Source organism: Cyanobium sp. Cruz-8D1 (assembly GCF_024345975.1).
Classification (GTDB): domain Bacteria; phylum Cyanobacteriota; class Cyanobacteriia; order PCC-6307; family Cyanobiaceae; genus Cyanobium.
Genome location: NZ_JAGQCD010000081.1, coordinates 1 through 6,105, shown reverse-complemented (window position 1 = coordinate 6,105; position 6,105 = coordinate 1). Strand labels below are relative to the sequence as shown.

General features: G+C 62.3%; 9 protein-coding genes and 2 pseudogenes. 4 read left to right on the top strand and 7 right to left on the bottom strand.

The window, feature by feature from the left end; all coding sequences use genetic code 11:
- Positions 1–122: 122 nt before the first annotated feature.
- The 3 genes and pseudogenes from KBZ33_RS20890 to KBZ33_RS20880 all read right to left on the bottom strand — a co-directional run.
- Positions 123–287: pseudogene (locus KBZ33_RS20890) on the bottom strand (IS5/IS1182 family transposase); the annotation flags it as partial.
- The gene (locus KBZ33_RS20885) at positions 287–916 is read right to left on the bottom strand and encodes a hypothetical protein (protein WP_254955400.1); all 630 of its coding nucleotides are present in this window, start codon (positions 914–916) and stop codon (positions 287–289) included. The pseudogene KBZ33_RS20890 and the gene KBZ33_RS20885, both read right to left, overlap by 1 nt.
- The gene (locus KBZ33_RS20880) at positions 906–1,187 is read right to left on the bottom strand and encodes an acyl carrier protein (protein WP_254955401.1); all 282 of its coding nucleotides are present in this window, start codon (positions 1,185–1,187) and stop codon (positions 906–908) included. Before KBZ33_RS20880 ends, KBZ33_RS20885 begins: the two co-directional genes overlap by 11 nt.
- Positions 1,188–1,293: 106 nt before the next feature.
- Here KBZ33_RS20880 and KBZ33_RS21955 point away from each other — a divergent pair.
- The 4 genes and pseudogenes from KBZ33_RS21955 to KBZ33_RS20865 form a co-directional block, all read left to right on the top strand.
- Positions 1,294–1,629, top strand: a pseudogene (locus tag KBZ33_RS21955) (transposase family protein); the annotation flags it as partial.
- A gap of 64 nt (positions 1,630–1,693) precedes the next feature.
- Positions 1,694–1,996, top strand: coding sequence for a hypothetical protein (locus KBZ33_RS20875; RefSeq protein WP_254955402.1), 303 nt, complete (start codon positions 1,694–1,696; stop codon positions 1,994–1,996).
- Positions 1,993–2,541 (top strand): ISAs1 family transposase, encoded by a 549-nt coding sequence (locus tag KBZ33_RS20870; protein WP_254955403.1) that lies wholly within the window; start codon positions 1,993–1,995, stop codon positions 2,539–2,541. The genes KBZ33_RS20875 and KBZ33_RS20870 overlap by 4 nt, the downstream gene beginning before the upstream one ends.
- A 71-nt stretch (positions 2,542–2,612) precedes the next feature.
- Entirely contained in the window at positions 2,613–2,918 is a 306-nt protein-coding gene (locus KBZ33_RS20865) for a hypothetical protein (protein ID WP_254955404.1), read from the top strand.
- A 146-nt stretch (positions 2,919–3,064) separates the two neighbouring features.
- Here the strand turns inward: KBZ33_RS20865 and KBZ33_RS20860 are convergent, their stop codons facing one another.
- The 4 genes from KBZ33_RS20860 to KBZ33_RS20845 all read right to left on the bottom strand — a co-directional run bounded on the left by KBZ33_RS20860 (position 3,065) and on the right by KBZ33_RS20845 (position 5,796).
- Positions 3,065–3,619: a hypothetical protein gene (locus KBZ33_RS20860; RefSeq protein ID WP_254955405.1), complete on the bottom strand. Its 555-nt coding sequence runs from the start codon at positions 3,617–3,619 to the stop codon at positions 3,065–3,067.
- Complete coding sequence (locus tag KBZ33_RS20855) at positions 3,612–3,962, bottom strand: hypothetical protein (RefSeq protein WP_254955406.1); 351 nt, start codon at positions 3,960–3,962, stop codon at positions 3,612–3,614. Before KBZ33_RS20855 ends, KBZ33_RS20860 begins: the two co-directional genes overlap by 8 nt.
- A 391-nt stretch (positions 3,963–4,353) precedes the next feature.
- Positions 4,354–4,782, bottom strand: coding sequence for a hypothetical protein (locus tag KBZ33_RS20850; RefSeq protein ID WP_254955408.1), 429 nt, complete (start codon positions 4,780–4,782; stop codon positions 4,354–4,356).
- Positions 4,783–4,803: 21 nt separating this feature from the next.
- On the bottom strand, positions 4,804–5,796 hold the full coding sequence (locus KBZ33_RS20845) for a collagen-like protein (protein WP_254955409.1): 993 nt from the start codon (positions 5,794–5,796) through the stop codon (positions 4,804–4,806).
- Positions 5,797–6,105: the final 309 nt, after the last annotated feature.

Here is a 6,105-nt window from a genome sequence, read left to right as displayed (position 1 = left end):
CCCGTTTCATCGTGACTGCAAGAGGCGCATCTGCACCTCCGGAATGACAGCCCGTCATTCCACTCTGTTCACCCTCTGATCAGGGCATTCGGGCCTCGGGATTTACACCACGCAAAGGGACGCGGCCGTCCCTCTGACGCGTACAGCCTGCAGAAAGTGGGATTGAGCCGATCAAGGGCCTGGTCCGCCAACTTGCGAATCCGCCTGAGCGGATGGCTGGCCGGGATCCGCTCCTCGATCGAGACGTAGGAGAACAAGGCGCCGCTGCGCTCCTGTTGGCCTCGCATCAACGAATGGGCAGTTGATCAATTTTCGCAGAGGTGGCCGGGTTTTTCAGCAAACTCTTAAGGGCGTAGACGCTGGTTTTAATGCGAATTGATGGAGTAAAGATTTCCGGCCCAAACAACAGGGCATCATCCAGCACGATTTCCCGCTTCAATTCCGCCTGCAGAATCTGCACCCATTGCAGGCGAAGAATCGATTTGGCGATGGCCAACGCCGTGACACCGGGCGTCTCAAGCCCCCGCGCCATGAGATCAGCAATCTCCTCAACGGGACGCCCAGAAACCGCTGCGGCATAGCGATCGATACTGGTTTTGAAGACCCTCCTCACCCGCGTGTGGCTGGGACCATCCAGAAACTCTGGACTTTGCTCGACAAACAACTTGACCCATCGGACCCTGATCGGATCACAATCTGCGAGCAACCTGTCCAGGAAATGGTCCTGGACGAAGGTGGCCGATTCGTTGAGCACCCGCTTGGACATGGGCAGGTCGTAGACAAAATGCGCCTGCTGCTCCCCGTCCCCCAGGGATAAAGACATGATCGGGCCATCGGCAGCCGGAGCAGAGAACAGCTGGCGTGACCCGGTGGACTGGGCAAAAACCTGGATGAGGCGAAGATAATCAACCGCCATGCTCGCCTCCTGCCCCTTGGGCGACAGCGGAAGCCAACTCGGCGACTGTTGTGCTTCCCGTTAGAACGGTATCGTCGATGACCACCTGGAACTGATCATCAAGCTCCATGATCAATTCCGTTAGTTCGAGCGAATCGATACCAACACTGTCAATATCAAGAGACGCAAGATCTGCATCGGCAAAGACTGCGCCAGCTCTCCGCAGCCTTGAACTGATGAAGTCAAGAATCTGTTGCTCCCTGCTCAGCCCAGAGGCTTCTTTGCTCGTCATCCCCAACGATTGGCCGAATTTAAGTATAATTTTAACACCTCAACAGCCCGCCTCCTGCAGGGCCTATTAAAAGTCTGCCACAGTAAGCCTGGCTGATCCTGTCAGCATGGGATTCGGTCCACGGGAATGGACCTTCCCCATGCCCGTCTCTTTCGATCCTGCCGAGCCTGATGCTGCTGCCGATCTGATCACCCTGCTGAAGGCCTTGCCCAGCTGCAGGATGCGCCGCGGGGTGCGCTATCCGCAGTGGTGGATGCTGCTGGTGGCGATCCTGGCCATCGTCAGTGGGCAGGGTTCCTTGGTCGGCATGGAGCGGTTTGCCAAGCGCCACCTTGCCTTGCTCAATGAGGTTCTCGGCCTGGAGATCGGCAAGCCCCCGTCGGATTCCACGTTCCGTTACTTGTTCCTGCAGCTCGATGTGGAGGCGTTTGAGGCTCTGCTGCTCCAGTGGATGAGACAGCAGCCCGCCCTGGCTGATGGCGTCGAGTCTCTCGTGTGCGTAGCCCTTGGGCTTCCGCGAAGCGGTTGGCAAGACGCTGCGCGGCTCGATCGATCAGAAGACTGGTGCCGCAGCGACGTTCATTGCCCAGGTGAGCCTGTATTCCCAGCAGCTGGGTGTGGCGATAGCTCAGACCACCTACGCCACTGACGAGAGCAGCGAGACGGCGGCGCTCCAGCGGCTCCTCAGCGGCATCGAGCTCACCGACGTGCTGGTGCAGGCGGTAGGCGAAGCCTTCTCCGAAGGAGTTGCCCTGCACGGGAATCGACCGTTTTTCTTTTCCTTGCGGAGCAGGGCGCCGACTTCTTGATTGCCATCAAAGGCAGTCGGAGAAAGGCTTTTCAGCTGATCCGGGATCGCTTGACCTACGGCAAGCGGCAGCCATTTCAGGCCAGCGCGTCGGAACGCGGCCATGGGCGCACCAGCACCTGGACCCTGAGGGCAATGGAAGCCCCCACGACGATCAAGGAGATCTGGCCAGGCAGCGCCCTGATCATTGCAGTGCGGTCCGTCGGCACGCGTGAAGGAAGGCCGATTGATGAGACCCGCTACTACGTCACCAGTCTGCGCACCACCGCAAAAGCGTTGCTGCAGAACGTGCGGGACCGCTGGTCGATCGAGAACTCCTGGCACTGGGTCCGCGACACCCAGCGGCGTGAGGACGCCCACCGCTACCGGGAACGTAACGGGGTGCAGGTGCTGGCAGGGCTACGCACCCTGGCGCTCAACCTGTTGCGCCTCAACGGGTTTCATTCCATCGCTGACGGCACCGAGCCCGTCAGCCACAACGTGGCACTCTTGCTGCGGCTGATGCGCTGCCATGGACAGGAAAGCCCACAAACGATCTCAGCTTGAGACTTTTAATAGGCCCTGCCGCCTCCTGGCTGAAGAGGCTGCCCTGGGTCCGGTCTTCAAACGCTATGGGCATGGCCCAAGTCGAGGTGCTCCAGAGCCGGATCCGCTGGCGCGTCACCCTCCATGCCTGCCCCGATCATGGGTTACTCGTGCGGTTCGAGAAAAGCGGCAAGGGCGGCCGGCTGTTGCATCAGCAATCTGCCCAGTGGAATCCGCTGGCTGGAGCCACCTTCCTGCTGCCCCGCGAGCAAGTGGCCGGTGGGATGGTGCCCAAGTATCTGGTGGAGCGCATCGAAGCCATCCTGCGCGGATCGCCCCTACCGGCTAGGCGCTCGGAGCGGAAGCAGGTGCGCGGCAGGTTGGTGCGGGCCCGGTAGGGGCCTGGCGGGTGGCCTGGATAGGCCGTCATGCCCAATCTGGGCCAATGGACCACTTCCATGGCGGTGTGGTCGATACGTTTGTTGTCTCGGTTCTGGGCACCAGCCACTCCCTAGTGAGGGGGGGCTCGTTCCGATGGAGATCGTCATGCCTGCGAATCTGCCTCTGCCCGCAATCTCTGGACCTCCTTAAACTCCGGCCTCTCGTTTTCTGCCCAGCTGACAATCGCATCCCAGTCAATCGAATGGCTTCTGCAAACAATGACTGCTTGATCCCAGCATTGCCGATCACAATGATGAAAGTAAGCCGCTAATCGGTCGATCACGCAAAGGGTTGGCGTGATTACGCGCAAGGATCCATGCACAGTCAGAAGACTGTCGATTGATCGAGGGTCCCCAATATAGAGATCTCCAAAGGCGAGGGGACCGGCAGGGAATTCAACCAACCACGTCGTACGTGGATGTTCATAGAGCCGCTTGGTTGAACCCTGGACGAAGCCCAAGGGAGCAATCGCCTTGAGCAGGCTCTTGGGGTCCGCTGAAGTCACAAAATCAAGGTCATGACTCATGTACTGGTTGTGGCTGTAGATCGATACCGCCCCACCGCCCGACAAGGTGGCGGTGATCCCAGCAGCCTCCAATGCCTCGCTGATGATCACCGCCAGTTCCTCAATGCTGGTGGCTTCTGTGATTTCAGCCATGATGGACCAAGGCTTTGCCCGACTGGCGCGGACGTTGCCGCTCTCGGAAATACTGCTGAACTTGTTCATTAGGTAGCAACTTGAGCTCGGCTTCTAGTAGCTCCTTGAGGTTGCGCACAGTTGGATTCCGATCATTGAAGGAAAAGAGGCGGATGTTGCCCACCAGGCGGCTCACCAGCACACCCTCTTCTTCGAGGCGTTTCAGCTGACGCTGGGTCATATTCAACCCAAAACCGAAGGTCTTGGCGATGCGGAGGGCATGTCCTTCGCCATAGCACTGCAAAAACAACAGCACCCATGCCGCCGTGCGGTTGCCGAAAATCGCCTCAAGGACGGGGTTCATGACTGGATCAGTTGCACCCCCAGAGCGGGTAGTACAACTCAAGTGTTGAGTCATATTACCCCCAAAAGGGGTGGTCTCACACCCCCCGAGGCCAGAGCAACCCCGTGGTGGGCCTGGCCAGAGCACCGCTCCCTTCACCCCCGCCTCCGCCACCGCCGGAGCTGGAGAGCAGCGGCCCCTGCTGAGGGTGCTGGCGGGCACCCATGGCGCTCATCGGCGGGAAGTGGCGGATGAAGTCCGCCGTGCCGGTGATCAGCTGCAGGCCCCAATGGGGCTGGCCCTGGGGCGGCAGGCCGCTGATGAAGTGCAGCTCGTTGCATTCCCGCCAGTGGCTCAGGGCCAGGTGGTGTCGGTGCCGAGGCGGCTGATGTCGATCAGGGTTCGGCTCATCTCAGGGCGCCAGCACGACGGCGGTGACAGTGAGGGCGATGGCGGCCTGGGCGGTGCCGGTGTTGCGCACCAACGCCCGCAGCAGCGGGGGACTGTTGGGGGACGTGCCTCCGTCGGTTGAGAAGTAGGTGCCGCCCGGCGGAGCGGGGATCGTGAGGGCGGCGGTGGTGGTGACCAGATCGAGCAGCACCCCGCTGCCGGGCGCTGGGTCCTGGGTGATCGGGCGGCTGCCATCGGCCTCCCGCGCCGCAACGGAGCTGTAGAAGCTCACCCAGCCCGGCGCATCGGTGCTGACGGCGAGGAAATGGCCCAGTCGCCCCAGTCCCGGCAGATCGAGCAAGGCACTGGCCCCCGGCAGCAGGGACGTGGTGGTGGCGCTCATACTCATCCGCTGACCGGAGACCTGGGTGCGCGGCAGCCAGTTGGCCATCGCTTCTCTCCTCCTCGCTGGTTACGGCAACACCTGGATGCGTCGGATCGCCCGCACCTGGGTGGCCGTGGCGCTCGTCTTGGCCTCGGCGAACTGGGTGCCCATGAAGGTGGTCCGCTGAAAAGCCGTGCCAGTGGCGGCCTGGGTGGAGGTCCAGTGGAAGAAAGGATCGTCGCCGTAGACCTCATCGAAGTGCTTGAGCGTCTCCGCCCCACCGGCGCGGAACGCCAGCACTCCCGTCAGGGCCGGATTGCTGTCGCTGTAGTTGCCGCCCTGGGGAACTGCATAGGGGTTGGCGCCATAGCCCGCTCCCGAATAGGTGCCGTTGGCCGTCGCCTCCGGCTTGAAGGCTCGGTACAGCACATCCCACTCCTGGGTGGCGGGCAGGTACCAGTCGTCGTAGCCGCCGATGTTGAGCGAGCGGCAGAACTGCGCGGCCGGATGGCTGGCGTTGTTCATCGCCTCGCTGTTCGCCCAACCGTCGTAGACACTCGTCGTCCCTGTGCTGGTGGTGTTGGCGCTCTTCCAGGCCACGTTCAGCAGTGAGCCGGCCGTCTTGGGCGCCACGATCAGGGCATGGGTGGCCGCGCCGTTGGCGGTGTGGCTGATCAGGCCGGCGTAGAAGCCGCCCTGGAAGGTCGTGCCGATGGCTGGCAGATCGGCCACGCGAATCGGCCCGAGCACGTAGACGGTTCCCGTCGTCAGATCGAGGTAGAGGTCACCATCGACAGCGCCGGGAATGACTGCCGGTGGGGCACCGGTGCCGGTGAACCAGCCCGTTCCGCGGGGTCCGATCAGGCCATCGGCACCGACCGATCCCTGGATGCCCTGGGGACCGGTCGGACCCGCCGTACCAGTTGGGCCGCTCGGACCGGCCGGACCCTGCAAGCCCGATGGGCCCTGGGGTCCCTGAGACCCAGCCGGGCCCTGGGGGCCCAGCACACCGGGCGAGCCCTGGGGCCCACTGGGCCCCTCCGGACCGCGGATCGAACCGGTGGAATTCCAGGAACCCATGGCAGGAGCAGTAAGGGCCGGCGTTTCAGCCGGGAAGGTCACCAGCTATTGCTACTGATGATTCCGGGACCCCACCAACGCGGGCCTGACCCAGCTATTGCCTGACCCGCCCCGCTCTGGAGCGGTGTCTTTCGCTTGACCTGTCGGTCCGTGTGGTGGGGCAACCAGCCGGGGAGTCCCGTGACCCTGACTGCCCGACACAAGTCTGAGAACCCTTGCGACAGAATGGGTCTCAGTCAATGGGGTGGGCAGGGAGCCATGGGAGCTTGGGGCTGCGAAACCAATCCAATCCCCTGTGGATCCCCAGAC

Coding starts and splice junctions, on each gene's coding strand:
- KBZ33_RS20885 (WP_254955400.1), bottom strand. CDS start 916: ATGGCGGTTGATTATCTTCGCCTCATCCAGGTTTTTGCCCAGTCCACC.
- KBZ33_RS20880 (WP_254955401.1), bottom strand. CDS start 1,187: ATGACGAGCAAAGAAGCCTCTGGGCTGAGCAGGGAGCAACAGATTCTT.
- KBZ33_RS20865 (WP_254955404.1), top strand. CDS start 2,613: ATGGCCCAAGTCGAGGTGCTCCAGAGCCGGATCCGCTGGCGCGTCACC.
- KBZ33_RS20860 (WP_254955405.1), bottom strand. CDS start 3,619: ATGGCTGAAATCACAGAAGCCACCAGCATTGAGGAACTGGCGGTGATC.
- KBZ33_RS20855 (WP_254955406.1), bottom strand. CDS start 3,962: ATGAACCCCGTCCTTGAGGCGATTTTCGGCAACCGCACGGCGGCATGG.
- KBZ33_RS20850 (WP_254955408.1), bottom strand. CDS start 4,782: ATGGCCAACTGGCTGCCGCGCACCCAGGTCTCCGGTCAGCGGATGAGT.
- KBZ33_RS20845 (WP_254955409.1), bottom strand. CDS start 5,796: ATGGGTTCCTGGAATTCCACCGGTTCGATCCGCGGTCCGGAGGGGCCC.